Source organism: Fertoeibacter niger, assembly GCF_009380135.2.
GTDB classification, from domain to species: Bacteria; Pseudomonadota; Alphaproteobacteria; order Rhodobacterales; family Rhodobacteraceae; genus Fertoeibacter; species Fertoeibacter niger.
Genome location: NZ_WHUT02000001.1, coordinates 200,306 through 221,501, shown reverse-complemented (window position 1 = coordinate 221,501; position 21,196 = coordinate 200,306). Strand labels below are relative to the sequence as shown.

Annotated in this window: 24 protein-coding genes and 1 pseudogene; 7 read left to right on the top strand and 18 right to left on the bottom strand. The window is 62.1% G+C overall.

Annotated elements, in window-relative coordinates; all coding sequences use genetic code 11:
- Positions 1–278 precede the first annotated feature (278 nt).
- Positions 279–512, top strand: a complete 234-nt coding sequence (locus GEU84_RS01170) for a hypothetical protein (RefSeq protein ID WP_152823675.1) — start codon at positions 279–281, stop codon at positions 510–512.
- A 157-nt stretch (positions 513–669) separates the two neighbouring features.
- Here GEU84_RS01170 and GEU84_RS01165 read toward each other — a convergent pair whose 3' ends face one another.
- From GEU84_RS01165 to GEU84_RS01155, 3 genes are all read right to left on the bottom strand, one after another.
- Complete coding sequence (locus GEU84_RS01165; protein WP_152823674.1) at positions 670–1,152, bottom strand: polysaccharide lyase family protein; 483 nt, start codon at positions 1,150–1,152, stop codon at positions 670–672.
- A 368-nt stretch (positions 1,153–1,520) separates the two neighbouring features.
- Complete coding sequence (locus tag GEU84_RS01160) at positions 1,521–1,895, bottom strand: hypothetical protein (RefSeq protein WP_152823673.1); 375 nt, start codon at positions 1,893–1,895, stop codon at positions 1,521–1,523.
- Positions 1,896–2,077: 182 nt separating this feature from the next.
- Positions 2,078–2,338 carry a helix-turn-helix domain-containing protein gene (locus tag GEU84_RS01155; protein ID WP_152823672.1) on the bottom strand — a complete coding sequence of 87 codons (261 nt, stop codon included), beginning with the start codon at positions 2,336–2,338 and terminating at the stop codon, positions 2,078–2,080.
- 63 nt (positions 2,339–2,401) lie between these two features.
- Between GEU84_RS01155 and GEU84_RS01150 the strand changes: the two genes are divergently transcribed.
- The 5 genes from GEU84_RS01150 (at position 2,402) to GEU84_RS01130 (ending at position 7,862) form a co-directional block, all read left to right on the top strand.
- Complete coding sequence (locus GEU84_RS01150) at positions 2,402–2,839, top strand: helix-turn-helix domain-containing protein (RefSeq protein ID WP_152823671.1); 438 nt, start codon at positions 2,402–2,404, stop codon at positions 2,837–2,839.
- Positions 2,836–3,912: an HNH endonuclease signature motif containing protein gene (locus GEU84_RS01145; protein WP_152823670.1), complete on the top strand. Its 1,077-nt coding sequence runs from the start codon at positions 2,836–2,838 to the stop codon at positions 3,910–3,912. Before GEU84_RS01150 ends, GEU84_RS01145 begins: the two co-directional genes overlap by 4 nt.
- 260 nt (positions 3,913–4,172) lie before the next feature.
- On the top strand, positions 4,173–5,162 hold the full coding sequence (gene pdhA / locus GEU84_RS01140; RefSeq protein WP_152823669.1) for a pyruvate dehydrogenase (acetyl-transferring) E1 component subunit alpha: 990 nt from the start codon (positions 4,173–4,175) through the stop codon (positions 5,160–5,162).
- Positions 5,163–5,175: 13 nt separating this feature from the next.
- Complete coding sequence (locus GEU84_RS01135; protein WP_152823668.1) at positions 5,176–6,549, top strand: pyruvate dehydrogenase complex E1 component subunit beta; 1,374 nt, start codon at positions 5,176–5,178, stop codon at positions 6,547–6,549.
- An 11-nt stretch (positions 6,550–6,560) separates the two neighbouring features.
- Positions 6,561–7,862 carry a pyruvate dehydrogenase complex dihydrolipoamide acetyltransferase gene (locus tag GEU84_RS01130; RefSeq protein ID WP_152823667.1) on the top strand — a complete coding sequence of 434 codons (1,302 nt, stop codon included), beginning with the start codon at positions 6,561–6,563 and terminating at the stop codon, positions 7,860–7,862.
- A 103-nt stretch (positions 7,863–7,965) separates the two neighbouring features.
- On the opposite strand, the gene cysE is transcribed toward GEU84_RS01130, so the two are convergent.
- The 9 genes and pseudogenes from cysE to GEU84_RS01090 form a co-directional block, all read right to left on the bottom strand.
- Positions 7,966–8,775 carry a serine O-acetyltransferase gene (cysE, locus tag GEU84_RS01125; RefSeq protein WP_152823666.1) on the bottom strand — a complete coding sequence of 270 codons (810 nt, stop codon included), beginning with the start codon at positions 8,773–8,775 and terminating at the stop codon, positions 7,966–7,968.
- A complete protein-coding gene (locus GEU84_RS21545; RefSeq protein ID WP_478284389.1) occupies positions 8,775–9,137 on the bottom strand; it encodes a DUF7742 family protein in 363 nt (120 codons plus the stop codon). The genes cysE and GEU84_RS21545 overlap by 1 nt, the downstream gene beginning before the upstream one ends.
- A 3-nt stretch (positions 9,138–9,140) precedes the next feature.
- Positions 9,141–10,145 (bottom strand): GTA baseplate fiber-binding domain-containing protein, encoded by a 1,005-nt coding sequence (locus tag GEU84_RS01120; protein ID WP_152823665.1) that lies wholly within the window; start codon positions 10,143–10,145, stop codon positions 9,141–9,143.
- A pseudogene (locus GEU84_RS01115) lies at positions 10,135–11,046 on the bottom strand (phage major capsid protein); the annotation flags it as partial. The pseudogene GEU84_RS01115 and the gene GEU84_RS01120, both read right to left, overlap by 11 nt.
- Before the next feature lie 27 nt (positions 11,047–11,073).
- The gene (locus GEU84_RS01110) at positions 11,074–11,625 is read right to left on the bottom strand and encodes an HK97 family phage prohead protease (protein WP_420899254.1); all 552 of its coding nucleotides are present in this window, start codon (positions 11,623–11,625) and stop codon (positions 11,074–11,076) included.
- Complete coding sequence (locus GEU84_RS01105) at positions 11,625–11,861, bottom strand: GTA head formation protein, RCAP_rcc01685 family (protein ID WP_152823663.1); 237 nt, start codon at positions 11,859–11,861, stop codon at positions 11,625–11,627. The genes GEU84_RS01110 and GEU84_RS01105 overlap by 1 nt, the downstream gene beginning before the upstream one ends.
- A gap of 2 nt (positions 11,862–11,863) precedes the next feature.
- Positions 11,864–13,048: a phage portal protein gene (locus tag GEU84_RS01100; RefSeq protein WP_152823662.1), complete on the bottom strand. Its 1,185-nt coding sequence runs from the start codon at positions 13,046–13,048 to the stop codon at positions 11,864–11,866.
- 304 nt (positions 13,049–13,352) lie between these two features.
- Entirely contained in the window at positions 13,353–14,252 is a 900-nt protein-coding gene (locus tag GEU84_RS01095) for a hypothetical protein (protein WP_152823661.1), read from the bottom strand.
- Positions 14,213–14,407: a DUF6471 domain-containing protein gene (locus GEU84_RS01090; RefSeq protein WP_241427541.1), complete on the bottom strand. Its 195-nt coding sequence runs from the start codon at positions 14,405–14,407 to the stop codon at positions 14,213–14,215. The genes GEU84_RS01095 and GEU84_RS01090 overlap by 40 nt, the downstream gene beginning before the upstream one ends.
- Before the next feature lie 130 nt (positions 14,408–14,537).
- Between GEU84_RS01090 and GEU84_RS01085 the strand changes: the two genes are divergently transcribed.
- A complete protein-coding gene (locus GEU84_RS01085; RefSeq protein ID WP_152823659.1) occupies positions 14,538–15,500 on the top strand; it encodes an IS1595 family transposase in 963 nt (320 codons plus the stop codon).
- Between the two features lie 187 nt (positions 15,501–15,687).
- On the opposite strand, the gene GEU84_RS01080 is transcribed toward GEU84_RS01085, so the two are convergent.
- The 6 genes from GEU84_RS01080 to fabF form a co-directional block, all read right to left on the bottom strand.
- Entirely contained in the window at positions 15,688–16,344 is a 657-nt protein-coding gene (locus GEU84_RS01080; RefSeq protein WP_152823658.1) for a DUF3800 domain-containing protein, read from the bottom strand.
- 32 nt (positions 16,345–16,376) lie between these two features.
- A complete protein-coding gene (locus GEU84_RS01075) occupies positions 16,377–16,739 on the bottom strand; it encodes a hypothetical protein (protein ID WP_152823657.1) in 363 nt (120 codons plus the stop codon).
- 180 nt (positions 16,740–16,919) lie between these two features.
- Positions 16,920–18,263 carry a DNA-packaging protein gene (locus GEU84_RS01070; protein ID WP_152823656.1) on the bottom strand — a complete coding sequence of 448 codons (1,344 nt, stop codon included), beginning with the start codon at positions 18,261–18,263 and terminating at the stop codon, positions 16,920–16,922.
- Positions 18,211–18,501, bottom strand: a complete 291-nt coding sequence (locus GEU84_RS01065; protein ID WP_338144734.1) for a hypothetical protein — start codon at positions 18,499–18,501, stop codon at positions 18,211–18,213. Before GEU84_RS01065 ends, GEU84_RS01070 begins: the two co-directional genes overlap by 53 nt.
- A gap of 224 nt (positions 18,502–18,725) precedes the next feature.
- Positions 18,726–19,901 (bottom strand): endolytic transglycosylase MltG, encoded by a 1,176-nt coding sequence (mltG, locus tag GEU84_RS01060; RefSeq protein WP_152823654.1) that lies wholly within the window; start codon positions 19,899–19,901, stop codon positions 18,726–18,728.
- Positions 19,901–21,163 carry a beta-ketoacyl-ACP synthase II gene (gene fabF, locus GEU84_RS01055; RefSeq protein ID WP_152823653.1) on the bottom strand — a complete coding sequence of 421 codons (1,263 nt, stop codon included), beginning with the start codon at positions 21,161–21,163 and terminating at the stop codon, positions 19,901–19,903. Before fabF ends, mltG begins: the two co-directional genes overlap by 1 nt.
- Positions 21,164–21,196: the final 33 nt, after the last annotated feature.

Below are 21,196 nucleotides of genomic sequence, written 5' to 3'. Positions count from 1 at the left end.
ATGATCTGGTGGCCCGTTACGCTCTACTCCAGCCTTCCCGAGGAATCGGCAACGGTGTAGGATTGCGTGGCAGGGAGTGCGACCCGGCTGGCATCCATCGGGCATATTTCAGGACCTACTGAAACATGTCATTTCACCTTGCCGATCTTTGGCAGCCATTCCGTCTCGGTGTGGCGGTGATACACGAAACGCATGTGTATTCTGGCAGATTCACGAAGATTGACTGCCAATGATAGTTATCAGGCATAAATACGATTGCCATAAGCGGAGCCGGAAGCATGAACACAACACGCATTACAGTTCGGAATGTTGATCAGGACGTCATTGATCGGGTGCGGTTACACATCCGGAGATACGGTCTATCGCTCGGTGGAATTGTTACAGCCGCTTTGGCCGATCACCTGAACTGGGTTGACTACCTGACCGGGAAACACCCGGGTGAGGCAGGGCTTGACTTGGAACTGCCCGCTCATCTCGAACAGTTGCAACGCGGCCAAGAGACAAAGCCATGATGAAACAAGAGAAGGCACCCGTTCGGACAGAGCCGATCTTGGCCTCCGAATGTGCCAAGTATCTCTGGCGGAACGACTTCCATCGAGAGATTTTGAGCCAGACCGGCGTCGGCTGACAAGTCTCGAACTCCAGGAGGACCGATGCTTGGTTGTGAGTCTATCGGAACTCGGCGGCACGCATATCTTTGATGAACACCCGGTCAGTCGGGTTCTTCCCTTTTCGTGGTCCTGGTCGATACAGGCCGACCTGGGGGCGGGTTGCACCAGCTTCATAGACGAGGGATGGTTCGGCATAGACAAGTTTGCCGCCCAGAAACACCCTAGCCGTCTGGACGCCTTCGACGGTGCTCACGTCTAATGCGACCTCAACCCATCCCTTTTCGAAATCCTGACGGGTCCATCCTGCCAGTTTTCGCCTGCGATAGCTGGTCTCGGAGTAGGATGAGGTCTCGGCTTCAAGGGTGCCATCGGCCATCATGTAGATCATGATGACCGGGTAGCAGCGGCATTCGGGTGTCCGGTTCTGATGCACCTGGAAGAGCACAGTGCTGTCGGAACTCCGGGTTTCGGGGTCGAACCGGACAAGAGCACTGAACCGATACCAATTTCCGCGTTTGGGGTAGTAGATAGCATGGATCATCACTCGTTCGCGGAACGGTGACCCGTAGTTTTCCTCCCCATCCCCCGGACACCGCCCCACGTCGCCGCCATGGAGGGTGAAGATGTGTGTCCCAGCCTTGCGCTTCGCTGATGCCGTTGCGGGGTGGGGGCATCCTTCTCCTAGTCGCATGGACCGTGCTGCATCGAACTGGATCGTCGCCGATACGGGAAAATCCCGGTCCTCGGCGTATGCATGGTGGGAAGCTAGCGGTGCCGCCAGCGTGAGCATCACCGCAGCAGTCATGCTTTGGACAATGCATCTCAGTGGCCCGAACCATTCGCCGCATGATCTGCTGCCCGTCAAACGCATGTCAGAACCCTCCAGAACAATCTACATTCGGAATGAACTCAGTATACTGACACCTTCCGAACCGGACCGCTGTCATCGACCATGCAGATGAACTGACGCTCGATCCGCCCCCCGAAACCATTGGTCGCGGAAACCGAATACCGGAACCGCACCACCCGATCATCATCGACAGCAGCGGCTTTACGGGGAGCGCCGAAGCGTGCTGATCCGGGATCGAGCAACATCTCACGGGTTCGAGTCTTGCACTCGCCGAAGCCGTCGGCACTATCGCTGAACCAGTTCACGACGAACAGGAATGCGACAAACACCACCGCTCCGATGATGCCCAGGAAAATCAACCCGCCGACGATATCGCCTGCCGTCGCCGGAGGTTGCGGGTTCGGCTGTGCTGGAGACGGCAACGGCTCGGTCATGCGGAATCCTTATCAGTTTTGACGCATACCGGGGGATAAAGGCCGGTAGGTCGTTCGAGATCACGGGGGCACCGGTCGCATCGAAAATGCGCAGCAGAAGCTTCCGACGCGGCACGACGATGTTGGCTCGCATGCGCTTGGGATGGCCAAGAAAGCGGCCCCGATCATCAATCTCGCCCCCGTCACCCATCGTAGCCTTTCGTTTCAACACGAATGAGGTCTTGGATGGTGACCGCTCCTTTGGTCGCGGATACGATGGCTTTTAACGTGCGTCTGGACGGCATGGTGATCCCATCCCGGGCCCGTAGGATCGTCGGCGCACTTAGTCCGCACTGATCGGCAAAGCCTTTCAAGCTGAGGTCGTGCTGGTTGAGGTAATCCTTGAGCATCATGGCAGCGTTACCTACCGTGAAACACGATGATTCGCCATAGGTAACCTTCATGTTTGTTGCAGAATCCACAAAATCGTTTCATACCGTGAAACGTCACCATGTTCAGGCGAAGCTGTGGAACACCTCTACGAACGGATCAAGGATGCACGGGAACGTGCTGGGCTCACCGTCAGCGAAGCGGCTGAAAAGCTTGGCGTGAGCAGGGTTCAGGTGTGGCGGATGGAAAACAAGGCTGAAACCATCACGGCGGAACGGCTGTTCGTCCTCGCTGCTGTTTATGACGTTGACCCGCTGGTTTTGTTCAAGGGCGTCACGGCAACCACCCAATCCACGGCAGCACTTTACAGGCGGATCGGCGAGGTCGTCGCCATGGTGGAAGCCGAAGTCCAACGACTGGACGCCAAGCCACCCCCCGATGTCGTAGGCGAAGCTGTTGTGGAAATTCTGCGGCAGGAAACGCGGGGCCGCACTAGCCCACCATCGGAACCGCTCGATGTTGAGAAATACCAGGGGCTGATTTCGCTCCTCATCAAACAGTCCACTAAATCATGAATCACGAAGCCCAAAATGAAATTGATCAAGCTGCGTATGAGGGAGGCGCTCCATCCGCGCGGCACATTCAAGGAAAGACGAAAGACGAACTGGTGATTAGGATCGACGATGTGGATAGCTTCAATGCCGAAGTGGCATGCAGCTATCGTGACGAGAACTTTCTTGTCCGAGACAACGGCGCTATCAGTCGTTGCTCCCGTCCTGGGCAACGGAAGCGACCACTTGACGATGTTTGGACCTTTGGCACTCCTAGCAGTCACGACGGCTACATGGCGATCTCAGGTCACAAGGTTCACCGAATCGTCGCCACAGCTTTCCACGGCGGGCCGCCAACCAAGAGCTATGTTGTCGATCACATCGACACGAACCGCCGCAACAACCGATCTGAAAACCTTCGATGGGTCACTCGACTTGAGAACATTCTTCTCAACCCCATTACGGCAAAGCGTATCGAGAACCTTTACGGGAGCATAGAGGACTTCCTCGCAGACCCACGAAATCCAAAGAACGGGTCACTGACAGCAGATTTTGAATGGATGCGCACAGTCTCACCCGCAGAAGCCGATTACAGCCGTGAGCGCATGCTGGCCTGGGCCAGAGCCGACAAGGCATCAAGGGGTGGTAGACTGGGTGAATGGATATTCGAACGTGGAAACGCGCCAGTTGAAAAACCGATCCCACAGTTGGTGGCCTCAAAGACTCCAGGTGCAGTGCAACGAAACTGGCAGGTGCCAGCAGTTTTCCCACTTTGCCCGGATACGAAGGATATCGCACCTCTGACGACATACTTCGGGCGTTTGAAGAAAGGAGCAGTAGCAGTCATTTCACCATGGGGAGAAACTAAGGTGGGAGATGCTGCAATCGCAGTTGGTGGAAATGCTATCTACCTTCTCGGCGAGCACGGGGATGATGCCATCAAGCCGTGGTCGATGGCGCAGATAACATTCGAAGATGGTCAATATGTGCATGAGAGCCAGGGGACATTCTTCATGCGCGACGGAGCCGAAAAGGCATTCGCGCTGGCTCAAGGTTTACCGTGGGAGGGTGGCGATGTGTTCGATGATTATTGCTAGTGACAAACCCACCACACAGAAGTGCCCCTAAATGTGCTACAGAGCGCGATACAACGTGACACATGAAGTAAATATAACTGTTTTATATCATGGCCTTAAATGAATTCGCGATCCGTCCCTCCGGGCCTACCAAACATACCCCTTTTTCCTGCCCAAGACGCCAAGGTTGGCTGTCGCTATAGCCGCTTGTTTTGCACATCGCAGTTGGGTAAAGGTGGTTTAATACTAAACTACTTGTTCCGCGATGGGAGGACGCCGCGATGGCCACCAGGAAATCGCCCGAGAAATCAAACATCTCGAAAGATGAATTGCTGCATTACTACCGGGAGATGCTGCTGATCCGCCGATTCGAGGAGAAGGCGGGCCAACTTTACGGGATGGGTCTGATCGGCGGCTTCTGCCACCTTTACATCGGGCAGGAAGCCGTGGTCGTGGGCCTTGAGGCCGCGGCCAAGGAAGGCGACAAGCGCATCACCTCTTACCGCGATCACGGTCACATGCTGGCCTGCGGGATGGACCCCAAGGGCGTGATGGCCGAGCTGACCGGCCGCGAAGGCGGCTATTCGCGCGGCAAAGGCGGCTCGATGCACATGTTTTCCAAGGAAAAGCATTTCTACGGCGGCCATGGCATCGTGGGCGCGCAGGTGCCGTTGGGCGCCGGTCTTGCCTTTGCCGACAAATACATGGGCAATGACAATGTGACCTTCACCTATTTCGGCGATGGCGCGGCCAACCAGGGCCAGGTCTATGAGACCTACAACATGGCCGAACTGTGGAACCTGCCCGTGATTTTCGTCATTGAAAACAACCAGTATGCCATGGGCACATCGGTGAAACGCTCCACCAAGTCGCCCAGCCTGTGGGAGCGTGGCGCCGCCTATGGCATCAAGGGCGAGGCCGTGGACGGCATGGATGTGCTGGCGGTGAAGGCTGCGGGCGAAAAGGCCGTGGCCTTCTGCCGTGCGGGCGAAGGCCCCTACATTCTGGAAATGAACACCTACCGCTACCGCGGCCATTCGATGTCGGACCCCGCGAAATACCGCACCCGCGAAGAGGTGCAGAAGATGCGCGACGAAAAGGACGCCATCGAACATGTGCGCGACCTGCTGCTGCAGGGCGGCCATGCCACAGATGACGACCTGAAGGCCATCGACAAGGACATCAAGGCGATTGTGAACGAAAGTGCGGAATTCGCCAAGGAAAGCCCCGAGCCCGCGCTGAGCGAGCTCTGGACCGACATTTACGCCTGAGGGGAGATCGACCATGGCAACCGAAATACTGATGCCCGCGCTCTCACCCACGATGGAAGAGGGCACGCTGGCCAAGTGGCTGGTGAAGGAAGGCGAAACGGTCAAGTCCGGCCAAATCCTCGCCGAGATCGAGACCGACAAGGCCACGATGGAATTCGAGGCGGTGGATGAGGGGGTGATCGGCAAGCTGCTGGTCGCCGAGGGCACGGCAGGGGTCAAGGTCAACACCCCCATCGCCGTGCTGATCGGCGAGGGCGAAAGCGCCGATGTGGCACCTGCCCCGGCAGCGGCAGCGGCGCCCACCGCGGCTCCTGCGTCTGCGGCACCCGCCATTGCCACGGCTGCGGCGGCTGGCCCGGTCGAGGTCAAGGTTTCCCGCTCGCCCGACTGGCCCGAGGGCACGGCGATGAAGACGATGACCATGCGTGAGGCGCTGCGCGAGGCGATGGCCGAGGAAATGCGCGGCAATGACCGCGTGTATCTGATGGGCGAGGAAGTGGGCGAATATCAGGGGGCCTATAAAATCTCGCAGGGCCTGCTGGATGAGTTCGGCCCCAAGCGGGTGGTCGATACCCCCATCACCGAACATGGCTTTGCCGGTATCGCTGTTGGTTCGGCCATGGCTGGCCTGAACCCGATCGTCGAATTCATGACCTTCAACTTTGCCATGCAGGCGATTGACCATCTGCTGAACTCGGCCGCAAAGACGCTGTATATGTCGGGCGGCCAGATGGGCTGCCCCATCGTGTTCCGCGGCCCGAACGGCGCCGCCGCCCGCGTGGGTGCCCAGCACAGCCAGGACTACGCCGCCTGGTATGCCCAGATCCCGGGCCTGAAAGTGGTGATGCCCTATTCGGCATCCGATGCCAAAGGCCTTTTGAAACAGGCGATCCGCGACCCGAACCCGGTCATCTTCCTTGAAAACGAAATCCTCTATGGCAAATCGTTCGAGGTTCCGGTGCTGGATGATTTCACCATCCCCTTCGGCAAGGCCCGCATCTGGCGCGAAGGCACCGATGTAACCATCGTGTCCTTCGGCATCGGCATGACCTATGCGCTTGAAGCGGCAGACAAACTCGCCGCCGATGGCATCAGCGCCGAGGTGATCGACCTGCGCACCCTGCGCCCGATTGATTACGATACGGTGCTGGCATCGGTGCAAAAGACCAACCGCTGCGTGACGGTCGAGGAAGGCTGGCCGGTAGGCTCCATCGGCAACCACATCTCGGCCACCATCATGATGAAAGCCTTCGACTATCTCGATGCGCCGGTCATCAACCTGACGGGCAAGGACGTGCCGATGCCCTATGCCGCCAACCTTGAAAAGTTGGCCCTGGTGACGACTGCCGAAGTGGTCGAAGCCGTCAAATCCGTCTGCTACCGGTAAGGAGGACCGCCATGGCTACGCAAATCCTGATGCCCGCGCTCTCCCCCACGATGGAGGAAGGCACGCTGGCGAAATGGCTGGTGAAAGAGGGCGACACGGTGAAATCCGGCCAGATCCTGGCCGAGATCGAAACCGACAAGGCGACGATGGAGTTCGAGGCCGTCGATGAAGGGATCGTCGGCAAGCTCTTGATCGCAGAAGGCACGTCGGGGGTGAAAGTAAACACACCCATCGCCGTGATGGTGGAAGAAGGCGAAAGCGCCGATGCCGCGCCTGCCCCCGCCGCCACTGCGCCAGCCGCCGCCGCGCCCAAAGCTGAAACAGTGGCACCCGCTGCTGCCGTCGCGGCCTCACCGGCAGCAAAACCTGCCGGGTCTCGCGTCATAGCGTCGCCGCTGGCGCGGCGGATCGCCGCAGACAAAGGCCTTGACCTGAGCCTGATCAAAGGCTCGGGCCCGCATGGCCGTATCGTCAAGGCCGATGTCGAAGGCGCAAAACCTGTCACTGCGGCAGCCGTCGTGGCCGCCCCGGCAGCAGCACCCGCCGCTGCGCCTGCCCCTGTTGCGACAGCCATGCCCACGGGCATGTCGGCTGAAACGGTGAAAAAGATGTTCGCCGACCGCAGCTTCGAGGAAATCACCCTCGACGGCATGCGCAAGACCATCGCCGCCCGCTTGACCGAAGCCAAGCAGACCATCCCGCATTTCTACCTGCGGCGTGACGTGCAACTCGACGCCCTGCTGAAATTCCGCGAAACGCTGAACAAGCAGGTGGAATCGCGCGGCATCAAGCTCAGCGTGAACGACTTCATCATCAAGGCCTGTGCCCTGGCGCTTCAAGCTGTTCCCGCCGCCAATGCCGTCTGGGCGGGCGACCGCATCCTGCGGATCAAACCGTCCGATGTGGCCGTGGCCGTGGCCATCGAGGGCGGGCTTTTCACCCCCGTGCTGCGCGACGCGCACCAGAAATCGCTTTCGGCCCTGTCTGCCGAGATGAAGGATCTGGCGGGCCGGGCCAAGACCAAGAAGCTGGCCCCGCATGAATACCAGGGCGGCAGTTTTGCCATTTCCAACCTCGGGATGTTCGGCATCGACAATTTCGACGCCGTGATCAACCCGCCCCATGGCTCGATCCTTGCCGTGGGCGCCGGGGTGAAAAAACCGGTGGTTGCCAAGGATGGCACTCTGGCAGTGGCCACTGTCATGTCGATGACGCTTTCGGTCGATCACCGCGTGATCGACGGCGCGCTGGGGGCGGAATTCCTCAAGGCGATCATCGAAAATCTGGAAAACCCGATGGCCATGCTGGCCTGACACCACTGGTTGCGGCATCTGACGACAAAGGCCCGGAGCATGCTCCGGGCCTTTTGCCTCGATACTCTTGCTTTCAGCCGGCCCCGAAGAACTGACGCACGCGTTACACCGCGCTGGAAATCACCTGATCCATGCTGACCGAGGGCTGCGCGCAGCCCGCCTCGCCCACAACGCGCGCGGGCACACCGGCAACCGTCTTGCACGGCGGCACATCCTGCAACACAACGGACCCCGCCGCGATGCGGCTGCAATGGCCGATGGTGATATTGCCCAGCACCTTGGCCCCTGCCCCGATCAGCACGCCATTGCCGATCTTGGGGTGGCGGTCGCCATCCTCTTTCCCCGTGCCGCCCAGCGTGACGGAATGCAGCATCGACACATTGTCACCCACCACCGCCGTCTCGCCGATCACGATGGAATGCGCATGATCGATCATCAGCCCGCGCCCCACCCGCGCCGCCGGATGAATGTCCACGCCATACACCTCCGACACCCGCATCTGCACGAAATAGGCCAGATCGCGCCGCCCGGTCTGCCACAGCCAATGCCCCACGCGATACGCCTGCACCGCCTGATAGCCCTTGAAGAACAGCACCGGCTGCAAGAACCTGTGGCAGGCCGGATCACGCTCAAACACCGCCATCACATCGGCCCGCGCCGCCTGCCCCAGATCGGGGTCGCTGGCATAGGCCTCGTCCGCAATCTCGCGCAGGATCTGCTCGCTCATCTCGCCCGAGGCGAGTTTCAGCGAAAACCGATAGGCCAGCGCCCGTTCCATCGTCGCGTGATGCAGCAGCCCGGAATGTATCAACCCACCCATCAGCGGCTCGGCGCGGATCGCATCGACAGCCTCGTCACAGATCCGCTGCCAGACCGGGTCAACTGTGGACACGCGCGGTTTGATTTCGGGCATCACCGTTCCTCCGTTTGAGGCCTTGAATCTAGCACAGGCTTTTCGCCACCAACAGCCCCGGCATCAGACCTCACCTTTCGGTGACTGCCTCGCCTCCGCAGCGCCCCGATCACCAATTCCAGCACCGCCAGATAGTCAGGGTCTGATGCGAACGGTTCCCGCCGCTGGGGCTGCCGGGCGGCCAGGTCTCCCAGGCTGCCCGACCCCCAGTCACCATGCGCGCGGCCCAGCCGCTTTGAGACCCTATGCGCGGCATGGGCGCGGAAAAGCATGCGCTGAAGCACAACCACCCGCGCAGCAGGGGCCACCGCCAGCAGCACCCGTGCCACCGCCAGAATATCGGCCAAAAGAACAGTCCGCACTTGTCACGCCATCAGGTCCAGCAGCCGGAACGGCCCCGGCCCGAACCTGTCCGACACCTGCGCCACGCCGATCTGATAGGCCCCGCTGATACCATCGGCACCCCGCATCGCCGCCGTATAGGTCCACGCCGGTCCCGCCACCTCGACCTCCCGCAACACCATACCACCCGCCGTCACCCGCAGCAGATAAGCCTCGCGCTCCTCGCCCAGCGGCACCTCCTGCGACTCCCAGGTATCGCCGTCCAGCCGCCCCCGCCGCACCCAACTCAGATGCAGGTCGCCGCCCTCTGCCACAGCCCGCAAATGCACCGGCGCATAGGGCCGCAGCCCGATGCCCTGAAACGCCTCTACCCGGTGCACCACCGCCGGATCAGCAAAGCCCCGCGCCGCCGCCCCAATCCGATAATGCCGCGCCAACCCGCGCGCCGAGGCCGCCAGCTCCACCTGCTGCACCGCCTTGTTCAGCAGCACCACCAAAGAGCCCGCAGGCCAGACCTCCGGCATCACAGCATCGCTGCCCGCCTGCCCCCGCAGCCGCAGCGAAATGTCATACGTGCCCGGCTCAACCAGCACGGCCTGCGCGAACTGAAACACCTCCCACCGATCCGACGAACCGTCACCGATCGCCATCACATTGGCCCCGTTCAGCACCGCCAGTTCCGATGCGGCACTCAGGCTGCCGCCATAGACCCGCACTCGCAGCGCCGTTCCCCGGTCCCACAGGCCCAGCGGGGCGGCAAACAGTGCCGTTTCCGTCACCCCGATCACCGCCGGGGCTGCCAGCAGCCGGTTTACATCATAGCCCGCATCTTCCGCCGCCGACCACAGCGCCACCGAACCGGGCCAGGGCGTGCCAGCCACTGCAATATGTGGCGCATGCGGCACCTCGGCACCCGTCAGCAGCGGCAGGTCCAGAAACACCGGAAACACTGGCACCGGTGCAACAAAGGCACGCGGCACCACCCGCTCATCCACCGCATCGCTGGGGGTATAGACCGCCGCCTCCATCCTTCATCTTGCGCACCGCGCCCGCGGTTTTCGAATTCATCACGAACCCCGCATTGGCGCGGTAAGGCGCCCCCAGCGCATAGATCAGGTCGATGATGCAATCGGCCGCATTCGTGCTGGCAAAATCCGCCGCCGCCCCGGTCGCCACATAGCCCAGGTTGCCCCAGGTCCAGCTTGCATTCGCCACCTTGGTCGCCGCCAGAAAGCCGCGCGGCTTGTCCACCCCGTCACCGCTGACAAAGGCCGCCGATTCCGCCCGGATGAACCGCGTGGCAATCTTGCCTGCCAGCCAGCCCTCCACGTCAAACGCGCTGTCATCCAGCAGCCGCTGGCTGGCCTTCGGCATCGCCGACAATTCATGCAGCGGAATGGAAATCCGCTCGATGGTGGGCGTGCCGGTCTCGGTCGTGGCCGCCACTTCGGTCGCCCAGCCCGACCCCACCTCGGTCCGGTCCACCAGCACGTCGAAACTGGTCGCCTCCACATGCACCACATTGGCAATCGCGCGGATGGATGCCGTGGACAGCAGCAGCGACTGGATGGTTTCCGCCGTCTTGGGGTCCACCAGATAGCCGCCATCCGCCGCCACGGCTGTGCTCATCGCCTTGCCTTCCAGCACAAGGCCGCGCAACCCATCGTCATCGCCCGAGCGCAGATAGGCGTCAAACGCCTTGGTATGCGGCACGTCGCCCTCGACTGCCGCCGACAGCGCAGGGCGCCCGTAAGTCATGGTTTTCCGATCCAGCATGGTCAGTCGCTCTTCCTGTTGTTGCAACGCCGTCTTCACTTCGATCTGAAAGCTGCCAAACGCCCCCAGAAATCCTTCCATCGCGGTCTTCACCTCCGCAACGGGATGGGCACGGGGCAGATCTTCCCCGGCCCGAGCCTTCATCTCGGTCATCTCGTCATCCCTTCCGTTGAACCCCGCTCAGCCTGCCGTCAGCCGCCGCCGCGCATCCTCAAAGATCTGCGCCAGATCGCGCCAGACGAACTCCGCCTCGGCCTTGGCCTGCACCCGCGCCTCTGGCAGCATGGGAAACGTCACCAAAGACACTTCCCACAATTCCACCTCGGCCAGCACCCGCGCGCCCGCACTGTCCCGCTCGGCCCGCACCGTGCGATAGCCGATTGACAACCCGTCAATCGCCCCCGCCGCCAGCAAGGCCACCGCCTCGCGCCCGCGTTCCACCTCGGTCAGGATGCGGCCCTTGACGTAAAGCCCGGTGGCATCCTCGCGCACCTCGTCCCACACGCCGATGGGCTGGCCCGGGTCATGCTGCCACAGCATCTTCACCCGCCGCCCCGCCTTGGCCAGCCCGGCCAAAGATGCCGCATAGGCCCCCGCCCGCACCACATCACCGCCTTGGTCGCGCCGTCCGAACAGGCTGGCGTAACCCGCCACCACATGCCCCTCCGTCACCACGATCCCCGCCTCGGGCCGGTGGAACTTGCGCTCCGGCGCGCCGAAATCCTGCATCATCATCCCCTCATCGCCGCCTTCAGCAAAACCTGCGCCCCTTCGGTCAACAGAAACGCCGCCACGCCATACACCCCCAGCCACACGCGCTTTTCCAGCCGGTCCAGCGCGCCCTCTATCTGCCCCAACCGGTATTCCAGCCCCGACCAGCGTTCCTCGGCCACGCGCTCGTTCGCCTCGATCCGCGCCGCCGCCGCATCGAAGCTGTCGTAAAGAAACCGCGAGCCCCCCTCGCGCATGGTCATTCCTCCGCGATCCGCGGCAGCCCCAGCGCCGCGCGCTTTTCCGCCACCGTCAGGAAATCCGCCGCCCCCACCCGCGCCCATTGCTGATCCCGCTCCACCGCCAGCGCGGGCACCTGGTCGGGGTCGGGGCGCAGTTCCACCGCCTCGCCGGTAAACCCCGCCAGCCAATGCGACACCGCCGCCGTCACCCGCGCCACCAAGGGCAGCACGGTCAGCCGGTAAAACGCCCGGTTCGCCTCCTGGTAATTGGCATAGGTCGCGTCACCGGGGATGCCCATCAGCATCGGCGGCACGCCAAAGGCGATGGCAATCTCGCGCGCCGCCGCCTCCTTGGTCTTCTGAAACTCCATGTCACTGGGCGAAAAGCCCATCGGCTTCCAGTCCAGCCCACCTTCCAGCAGCATCGGCCGCCCGGCATTGCGCGCACCCTGATGGTTCGCCTCGATCTCGCCCACCAGCCGGTCATACTGCTCGGGGCTCAGGTTGGCCTGCCCGTCCGGCCCCTTGTAGACGATCGCCCCGCTGGGCCGCGCCGCATTGTCCAGCAAGGCCTTCGACCAGCGCGAGGCCGCCACATGCACATCCACCGCCACCGCCGCCGCCTGCATCGGCGAAAAGCCGTAATGGTCATCCTGCGGGTGGAAGCTCTTGATATGGCAGATCGGCGTGCCCCCGGTCATGTCAAAACGGTGCTTGCGCCCCCCCACGGCATAGTCATAAGCCACCGGCCAGCCATCCGCCCCCGGCACCAGCGCCATCCGGTCCGACCGCAGCACATGCAATTCGCCCGGCACCCGGCCCCCACCAACAACCGAACCCGGCACCGCCTCCAGATAGGCATTGCCCGACAGCAACAACTGCGCATAAAGCGCCTGAAACAGATCCGCCCGCCCCTGCACCGCATTGGGCCGCGCCACCAGCGCCAGCACCGGATGCTGATCATAGCGCCGCTCATGGTCCTGCAATACCAGTGGCAAGGCCGCCGCCGCCTCCGCAATCAGCGTCACCGCGCGAAAGCCTATCGGATTGCCCTGAAACCCCGCCCGGGTCAAAGACACCACATCACGCGGCGACCACGCCACCCGCCCGCCGCCCTGCCACGCAATCACCGGCCCGGTGGCCGAGGCCTTCACCTCCGGCACCACAGGCGCCGCCTGCCGCCGCAGAAAATCAAACACCATGATCTCTCCTCGTCCGCCGGGCCTGACGCCCGTTGAAATCGTCCACCCGGAGGAGCCGCCCTCGGCCCCATCGAGGGGCACTCGGCCGGCGCTGCCGCCAGAAAACCGTCAGCCACCGCGCCGGGGGCCAGTGTCGAGGCCTCCGGCGGGGATATTTTAAGACAGAAAATGCGAACCAGAGGCAAACTCCCGAGGCTGCGTTTCTCGCTGGCCCAAATATCCGGCCTTATGTAGCAAACGCACCAAGAAGCGAGAGTGCTACGTGGCCGACTCCTCCCATGCGGAGGACTAAATGACATCGATCTTAGCTGTTTTCCTTAGCTTTCTTATGCTTTTTGCCCCTGATCAAGTGGGCTGGAGCCATTTCAAGAGCCATGGGGACTCCAACGAAGTTTTCGTTGGCAAAGAATGCGAAGCGATATGTGTGTGTTTCCAGGCCCGTCTCGGAAAAAACGTCAGCATAGATCACTTCCCCGGCCAGACGGAAAGTTCGTGGGGACGCGCCACGATTGAACATCAGCTTAGCTGGCCTGAGGTTGATCTCACGAACTTCATTGGCAACAATGTCAGCGTGTGGGTTACGGAAGGGAGCCTTCCAAGCAAGGGAGCCGATGTTAGCCTCGGCATCCCGAGGATTGAACATTTCCATTACAACGCCAACTTTTACCATGGTGGCCGGAGAATTCCCCGAATTTCTGATATAGATCCGAACCATCATGCGTCCGTGCTCGAGGTCCGCCAGAAGTTCTGCACCAGTGACAGCAATATATGCCCTCACCTGCTTCTGACCGATATCTCTCGTAATCTTGGCCATCCTCTGGGTTTCACTCAGCGTGGCCCAGATCAAATACACAGAGCCAACGCCAAGAGCCAACCCGATAAGGCCGGTATACCCCATCACCCGCGTAAACCTGGCCATGGTCTCTTGAGCATCAAGATCGCGCTCGGCGCGCTTACTATCTTCGGCGGCTTCTATTTCCTTGCGAATGCAGTCACGCAAGGACGCCGCAGCAAGGTCGGCCCCGCAGTCGCGCTTTATCCTCTCTGCGGCCTGATCAGCATAGCTGCGGGAAGCCTCCTCATAGCGCACTCTTTGCTCGGTTAGGATTGCGGCATAGTCCCAGATCAGCAATGCAGCGACCGCTGACAGCACTATACCAAAAATTACAAACGCAAGTGGTCCTCGCCAATAGCTTTCAGGCATTGCAATAGGAACGCCGCGCTGAACTTCCCTCTGGAAAGCTTATTCGCAACGTTCGCTTCCTTCTCGTTGATTCCAATAGCCGCCAGCTTCTCGACAAGCTGGGCGTATGTCACGCCCTTTCGCTTCAGCTCGGCCTTGAGGATGTTCGCAGCCATGGCCTCCCACGGGTCTTGTGTCGGCATGTTTCACCTACAGTAAAAAAATATCGTAAACAGTATATATTCCCTTGCTTGCAGTATGTCTACATACTATATTCGATAGGTAAACATCGGATACGGTATGAAAATGGCCCAACACTTCCTCCTTTCCGCCGCTGCTCGCACTCTGAGCCTCAAGGCGATCTACAAGGCAGGCGAGGAAGCGGCTTACGAAGCGTTCTGCAAGATGCGTTGGCCAGAAACCGATGGCGATGCGATCTGCCCCCAGTGCGGCTGCTGCGAAACCTACACCATCACCACCCGCCGCAAGTTCAAGTGCAAGGCCTGCGCGCACCAGTTCAGCGTCACTTCGGGCACCATCTTCGCCAGCCGCAAAATGGCTTTCGTCGATCTGCTGGCCGCGATCTGCATCACCGTGAACGCCTCCAAAGGCGTTTCCATGGTGCAGCTTTCCCGCGATCTGGACTGCCAATATAAAACGGCCTTCGTGCTGGCGCACAAGCTGCGCGAAGCCATGGCGACCGAAGTGCAGACCGGCGAAGTTCTGTCGGGCCATGTCGAGGTTGATGGCGCTTACTTCGGCGGCACCATCCGCCCGGCCAACCTGAAAGCCGACCGTGTGGACCGTCGCCGCAAGGAACACCAGAACGGACGCCGCCGCGTCGTCGTGGTCATGCGTGAGCGCCTTGGCCGCACCCTGCCCGTGGTGGCCATGGCAGAGGCCGATGGCGTGGCGCTGGTGAATGAGAACGTCAGCCGCATGGCTACCCTGTCGGCTGATGAAGCCTCGCACTGGGACATGCTGCATGCAGGCTGGTCAGTGGACCGCGTGAACCACAGCGAAGTTTACAGCGACCACGGCAAGCACACCAACTGGGCCGAAAGCTACTTCTCCCGCCTGCGCCGCATGGTCGTCGGGCAGCATCACCACGTCAGCCCGAAATACCTGCACCAGTATGCCAACCAAGCCGCATGGCTGGAAGACAACCGCCGCCAGAGCAACGGCGCGCTGGCCTATGGGCTGGTGCAGTCCGCCATGGGCGCGCCCGTCAGCCGGGTCTGGAAGGGCTACTGGCAGCGGGTGGCGTGAGGGCCAGTGCAGGGAAGGCAACAAGCGCCTTACTTATCAAGGCACTAATAGATAATACCTCAAAAGTGACTGATTCCATTGACGGAATCGCGCTAACACACTATATTCAGATAGTGGCCCTTGCTCAGTGACAAGCCCCCTCGGGCGCTTCCTTCGGGATAGCTGAGATTGCGGGCCACAACTTTTCCTAATAATAATGCACCACACCAGTACGCCACAAGTTATACTCTGTTTCGATTTTACCTGAGATGAGATCGTATGATCTTGTATCATCTCTTTCCCATTTCCGTTGTATTGCCCAAGCGCAGTAGTCAGCGATTTGCAGGCATGGGTCTGCAACCGCCCTCGGGAAACAAGTCTTCCATTTCTTCCCTTTCGTTGTTTGCTGCATGACGTCATTCACGGCTGCGGTGTAGACTGCTTGGCCTTTTTTTGTCCCGAGCGCTGCCGCAGTAATCATGGCTTCTGTGCTACCACGAAGAATTTTTGGGCCAACATGCTTGAAGTGATAATACCAAGCATATTTGTAAAATCTATCAGAAGATTCCCGGGTGTGAGGCTGAGCCTTTGACTTTTCTAGTATTGTCGCGTCAACCCGAATATCATGACCAGCAATGAACGCATAAACCTCATTGCGCACTTCCTGTTTGTCTTCTGTGGCATGGAAATCTTCCCTAACAGGTAAGCCACGCCAAACCATGTCACGGCGCAGTGCCAGAAGATCGCCTCCAAGGCTGCAGTCCGAAATGGTTACAGTGCAGACCAAAAAATACTTGCTAGCACGTGCATTTCTTGCAAAGGAAAAACACCCGGCCTCGTCGGAAAAAATGTATGCTCTGGACATAGCAAGAACATAGTGGCCGCTGATTAAGAGAGTCAAGCCGCCACTTTATCACTAGACAGCCGCCACACCTTACCATCCTGCGCCACAAGCCCGCGCCTGTGAAGGTTATACAGCGCCTGATACATGATAGCCTTGGCCTTCTGCTCTGACAGGCCAGCCGCAGCCATGGCATGCGCCGCAACCTCGCTGCTGCGCTTGGGGCCAGACCGCAGCGCGTCCAGGGCCAGCCGGGCAGTATCCCGGCGCTGTGCAAGCTTGCGGGGCACATGCTGCGCCTCAGGCACCACCCCGCGCGCCACAAGCAGCGCGTTGACGTGATCCAGCCCGTCTAGCCGGTCACGGATGATCTGCGCCCGCACATGCAGCAGCGCGTTGATAATGCTCTTTTCCTGCATGGCCACAGGATAGCCAGATCAGTCGTTTGGCGGTATGATTTCCTTGGTGCGTTTGCTACATAAGGCCGCAAATATCCGCGCCGCAGGCCTCCGCCGTCCGGCCTCGCTTGACCGGCCGCATGTATCTCTGCCGGCAGGCCGCGCGCGCGGGCTCGATGCCCGCAAGCGTGGCTCCCCCGGCTACAGCCGCCTGACCGCGGGCCGCACCCAATGCTGCGCCGGGTCGATCATCAGCTCATGCAGCGCCCAGACCAGCGCATCCACCCGGTCGGGCGAGCCCTTGCCCTGATAGCCGCGCGCCGACATTCGGCACATCTGGTCTTCCAGCCGCCCCAGCCCGCGCAGATGCGTCACCCGGCCCTGTTCATACAGCGCCGCCACCGGCTCGGCCCGGGCCACCTTGCCCTTCGACGCCCGCACCTTGCGCAAAGACACCAGCGGGTCAATCTGCCGGATCACCGCCTCCACCAGATCGCCGCCCTGGTTCACCTCGGCCACCATCCGGTCGGCACCGTGCCGCGCCATCGCATCCAGCGCCGCACGCGCCCAGGTCTCGGGCGAGGCCGCCGTCACCGACGCATCCTCCAGCACCACCGCGCGCCAATCCTGCGGCGGGCCCTCGGTCACCGCCCCCACCACCACGATTCCGCATTCGTCCGACCCCTGATGCCCCGACACCGGCGGGTCCACCGCCACCACCACGCGGCTGAACGCCGGGGCCACGTCACGCCGCCCCGCCTCCAGCCCTGCCGTGGTCCACAGCGCACCGTCCACATCCTCCAGCAATTCGCCCGCCAGTTCCTGCTGCCCCAGCCGGGTTCCGGCATAGCGCGCCTTCACCTCCTCCAGGAACGAGGCCGCCAGATAGGCGCGGTTCGCCTCGGTCGGCGCATGGGTGATCACGGTCGAGGGGTTCTTCAGAATCGCCCGCAGCACCCCCACATTGCGCGGCGTGGTCGTGACCACCTGCCGCGGGTGATCGCCCAGCCGCAGCGCGAATTGCAGCATGTCCCACGCCTCCTCCGCCCGCTTCCATTTCGCCAGTTCGTCCACCCAGGCGGCATCGAACTGCGGCCCGCGCAAGGATTCCGGCTCATGCGCCGAAAACACCTGCGCCACCGCGCCATTGGGCCAGACCAGCCGCTTGCGCGTGGCCTCCCATTCCGGGCGGCGGTCGGGGGGCGAGCAGGCCAGCAAACCGCTGTCGCCGAACACCATCACCTCGCGCACCTGCTCGATGGTTTCGCCCACCAGCGCCACGCGCCTAGACCGGCCCGGGTCCAGGGGCCGCGCGCCTTCCACCTCGGCGCGCACCCATTCGGCCCCGGCGCGGGTCTTGCCCGCACCGCGCCCCCCCATGATCACCCAGCTTTTCCACGCCCCATCGGGTGGCAACTGATGCGGCAGCGCCCAGAATTCGAACATCCAGGGCAGCGCCAGCAGCGGATTGTCACCCAAGCCCCCCAGAAACTCATCCACCACTTCCGGCGTCGCGGAGGCGAGCCAGCCTGCGCCCGATCTCATCGCGCGCGGCGTCAAAGTCGAGGGCGTAATCGTGGACGACCCCGGCAACCTGCTTGCGGAGTTTTTCAACCCTGGTCCTTTCATCCATCACCATCTGGAATGCGGTTTTCAGGTCTTTCACCGCCTGCACGGCGGTCTTGACCTCGTCCAGCTCCCCGTCGCGGATCTTGTCCCGCGCCCGGATCAGCTCTGCCGCGATGTCCCGATAAAGTTCCTCTGTCGCCGCCAGAATATCCACTGGCGGCGGTTCCCCGACGGAGAATGTGATTGTCATTGTCGCTTACGCCCGCCCCTTGCCGCTCCGCACGAGGGAAATGAAAAAGCGGCAACAGGTTGCCCCGCGCCGCTCGCCCATTTCTTCCAGCATGCCCCAAGTCCTACATCGGACCGGGCGCAAAGTCAATCTAAAAACGCAGCGCTATCAATGGCTTGGCGCGCGCTGCGTTAACCGCGCCTTAACCATCAGTCGCCCTGTACGCCAGTGGGTTCCTCGCCCCGCTGCGCCTCGATCGCCCGCCAGGCCGCCACATTGGTGTTGTGATCGGCCAGATTGGTCGCAAAGGCATGCCCGCCCGTGCCATCCGCCACAAAGAAGATGTAGTCGGTGGTATCGGGGTTCAGCGCCGCTTCGATGCTCAGCCGCCCGGGGTTGGCGATGGGCGTGGGGGGCAATCCGTCAATCACATAGGTATTGTAAGGCGTTGCGCGGCGAAGCTCACTTTGCCGCAACCCGCGCCCCAGCGCACCCTCGCCATTGGTGATGCCATAGATCACCGTCGGGTCGGTCTGCAACCGCATGCCCTGCCGCATCCGGTTCACGAACACGCTCGCCACCTGCCGCCGTTCCTCGGCGATGCCGGTTTCCTTTTCCACGATGCTGGCCATCACCAGTGCCTCTTCGGGCGTCTCATAGGGCAGCCCCTCGGCCCGTGCGGCCCAAAGGTCGGCCAGAATGCTGGTCTGCCGTTCCGCCATCAGCCCCAGCAGCGCCGCGCGGTCGTCGCCCCGCGCCACCTCATAGCTGTCGGGGGCAAGGCTGCCCTCTGGCGGCACCGCCGCCACTTCGCCGGTCAGGAAATCGGCCCGTTTCAGGCTTTCCACCACCTGCCAGCTTGTCACGCCCTCGGCCAGCGTCACGCGCCAGCGCAGGTCATCCGCTTCGGCCGCATCGACATATTCCGCCGGGGGCGCATCGGCGGCCGGGTCAAAGGCCACCACCTCGACATAGCGGTTGGTCGCCGCATCAAGCTCGCGCAGCACCATTTCTGCGGTCAGCACGCCGATGCGATAGATCACCTCGCGCCCGCAGGTCGACTGGCCACTGGTGGTCAGGATATCCAGCACCTCGGTCATCGAGGCCCCCGGCGGCACCAGATACGACCCGAATTTCAGCCCGCCCGCCCGGTCAGCATAATCTGCCCCGATGCGGAAAATCCGCGCATCCGATACCGCGCCCTGCGCTTCCAGCGTGCGCGACACGGCCGAAAGCGAGGCCCCCCGCTCCACCCGCACACAGACCGCCTCGGCCAGCGGCCCCGGCCCGGTAAACTCTTCCCGCCCCCAGGCCAGCAGCCCCGCCGCCAGCACCAGCACGGCAATGAACAGCGTCAGCGCGTTCGAGGCGATGGAGCGCCACATCAGCCCGCCACCCGGCCCAGGATCAGCGAGGCATTGGTGCCCCCGAACCCGAAGGAATTGGAAAGCACCACGTCGATCTTCCGCTTCACCGCCACATTGGCCGCCAGATCCAGCACCGGCACCACCGCCGGATTGTCGAGGTTGATCGTCGGCGGCGCCACCTGGTCGCGCAGCGCCAGCACGCCGAATATCGCCTCCACGGCCCCCGCCGCCCCGAGCAGATGCCCGGTGGCCGATTTGGTCGAACTCATCGTCGCCCCCGCTGCCGCTTCGCCCAGCATCCGCTCCACCGCCTTCAATTCAATCGTGTCGGCCATGGTGGATGTGCCATGCGCGTTGATGTAATCCACCGCCGCCGGTTCCAGCCCCGCGCGTTTCAGCGCCATCTGCATCGACCGGAATCCGCCATCGCCATCCTCGGCAGGTGCCGTGATGTGATAGGCATCGCCCGACAGCCCGTAACCCAGCACCTCGGCGTAAATCTTTGCCCCCCGCGCCACGGCGTGTTCGTATTCCTCCAGTACCACCACACCCGCGCCTTCGCCCATCACGAAACCATCGCGGTCGGCGTCATAGGGGCGGCTGGCCTTGGTCGGATCATCCGCCCGCTTGGTGCTCAGCGCCTTGCAGGCGTTGAACCCCGCAATCCCGATCTCGCTAATCGGCGACTCCGCGCCGCCCGCGATCATCACATCCGCATCGCCCCATTGAATCAACCGCGCCGCATCGCCAATGGCATGCGCGCCCGTCGAACAGGCCGTCACAACCGCATGGTTCGGCCCCTTGAAGCCGAAGCGAATGGAAACCTGCCCCGAAATCAGGTTGATCAGCGCCCCGGGAATGAAGAACGGCGATACCCGTTTCGGCCCGCGCTCTGCGATCAGCACCGCGGTTTCAGCGATCGAGGTCAGCCCGCCGATGCCCGACCCGATCATCACCCCGGTGCGGCAGCGCTCCTCTTCATTCGCAGGTTCCCAGCCCGAATCCCGCACCGCCTGCACCGCCGCCGCCATGCCATACAGGATGAAATCATCCACCTTGCGGCGGTCCTTCGGCTCCATCCAGTCATCGGGGTTGAACGTGCCGTCGGTGCCGTCACCCATCGGGATCTCGCAGGCATATTGCGTGACCACCCGCGACGCATCGAACCGGGTGATCGGCCCCGCGCCAGACTGCCCCGCGATCAGGCGGCTCCAGGTTTCTTCCACCCCGCAAGCCAGCGGCGTGACCATCCCCAGACCCGTGACAACAACGCGACGCATCGGCAGCTTTCCTTATCCATGCCCCGCAGGGGC

Bases quoted from the DNA above. Each gene is read 5' to 3' on its own strand.
- GEU84_RS01160 (WP_152823673.1), bottom strand. From the start codon at position 1,895: ATGACCGAGCCGTTGCCGTCTCCAGCACAGCCGAACCCGCAACCTCCG.
- GEU84_RS01165 (WP_152823674.1), bottom strand. From the start codon at position 1,152: ATGATCCATGCTATCTACTACCCCAAACGCGGAAATTGGTATCGGTTC.
- mltG (WP_152823654.1), bottom strand. From the start codon at position 19,901: ATGTGGCGCTCCATCGCCTCGAACGCGCTGACGCTGTTCATTGCCGTG.
- GEU84_RS01080 (WP_152823658.1), bottom strand. From the start codon at position 16,344: ATGTCCAGAGCATACATTTTTTCCGACGAGGCCGGGTGTTTTTCCTTT.
- GEU84_RS01105 (WP_152823663.1), bottom strand. From the start codon at position 11,861: ATGCGCGAGGGGGGCTCGCGGTTTCTTTACGACAGCTTCGATGCGGCG.
- fabF (WP_152823653.1), bottom strand. From the start codon at position 21,163: ATGCGTCGCGTTGTTGTCACGGGTCTGGGGATGGTCACGCCGCTGGCT.
- GEU84_RS01130 (WP_152823667.1), top strand. From the start codon at position 6,561: ATGGCTACGCAAATCCTGATGCCCGCGCTCTCCCCCACGATGGAGGAA.
- GEU84_RS01110 (WP_420899254.1), bottom strand. From the start codon at position 11,625: ATGATGCAGGATTTCGGCGCGCCGGAGCGCAAGTTCCACCGGCCCGAG.
- pdhA (WP_152823669.1), top strand. From the start codon at position 4,173: ATGGCCACCAGGAAATCGCCCGAGAAATCAAACATCTCGAAAGATGAA.
- GEU84_RS01135 (WP_152823668.1), top strand. From the start codon at position 5,176: ATGGCAACCGAAATACTGATGCCCGCGCTCTCACCCACGATGGAAGAG.
- GEU84_RS01090 (WP_241427541.1), bottom strand. From the start codon at position 14,407: ATGGCTGCGAACATCCTCAAGGCCGAGCTGAAGCGAAAGGGCGTGACA.
- GEU84_RS01145 (WP_152823670.1), top strand. From the start codon at position 2,836: ATGAATCACGAAGCCCAAAATGAAATTGATCAAGCTGCGTATGAGGGA.
- GEU84_RS01095 (WP_152823661.1), bottom strand. From the start codon at position 14,252: ATGCCTGAAAGCTATTGGCGAGGACCACTTGCGTTTGTAATTTTTGGT.
- GEU84_RS01155 (WP_152823672.1), bottom strand. From the start codon at position 2,338: ATGAAGGTTACCTATGGCGAATCATCGTGTTTCACGGTAGGTAACGCT.
- GEU84_RS01085 (WP_152823659.1), top strand. From the start codon at position 14,538: ATGGCCCAACACTTCCTCCTTTCCGCCGCTGCTCGCACTCTGAGCCTC.
- GEU84_RS01170 (WP_152823675.1), top strand. From the start codon at position 279: ATGAACACAACACGCATTACAGTTCGGAATGTTGATCAGGACGTCATT.
- GEU84_RS01120 (WP_152823665.1), bottom strand. From the start codon at position 10,145: ATGGAGGCGGCGGTCTATACCCCCAGCGATGCGGTGGATGAGCGGGTG.
- GEU84_RS01075 (WP_152823657.1), bottom strand. From the start codon at position 16,739: ATGCAGGAAAAGAGCATTATCAACGCGCTGCTGCATGTGCGGGCGCAG.
- GEU84_RS01070 (WP_152823656.1), bottom strand. From the start codon at position 18,263: ATGAGATCGGGCGCAGGCTGGCTCGCCTCCGCGACGCCGGAAGTGGTG.
- GEU84_RS01100 (WP_152823662.1), bottom strand. From the start codon at position 13,048: ATGGTGTTTGATTTTCTGCGGCGGCAGGCGGCGCCTGTGGTGCCGGAG.
- cysE (WP_152823666.1), bottom strand. From the start codon at position 8,775: ATGCCCGAAATCAAACCGCGCGTGTCCACAGTTGACCCGGTCTGGCAG.